Origin of the sequence: Chitinophaga sp. GbtcB8 (genome assembly GCF_019091455.1) — a bacterium.
Classification (GTDB): domain Bacteria; phylum Bacteroidota; class Bacteroidia; order Chitinophagales; family Chitinophagaceae; genus Chitinophaga.
The window spans coordinates 1-266 of record NZ_JAGXJN010000177.1 but is presented as its reverse complement, the minus strand read 5'-3'; the positions used below and the strand labels follow the sequence as shown (position 1 = coordinate 266).

General features: G+C 48.1%; 1 protein-coding gene. It reads right to left on the bottom strand.

Translation table 11 applies throughout. From position 1 onward, the window contains the following. A partial coding sequence (locus tag KVT36_RS31740) for a hypothetical protein (RefSeq protein WP_217607437.1) occupies positions 1 to 266 on the bottom strand: 266 nt, incomplete at both ends.

Below are 266 nucleotides of genomic sequence, written 5' to 3'. Positions count from 1 at the left end.
AGGCTTATAGCCACCTGCACATAACCACCGTATTCATTGATGCGGAATTCTTTGCCGTTATCATCCAGAGCAAAAAGAGATCCGCCGGAGTTAAGGGCATATACACGGTAGTTGCCGCCCACCAGTACTTCGGCAAAGGGGATCAGGACGCTGAAGTTATACATGAACTCTGCCTGGTACAGGTTTGTTTTATCATTGAACTTAGCGCCTACGCCATTAGCATCTCCGGGGATGGCTTTTCCCTTAACAGTATTGGCCGCATTGTT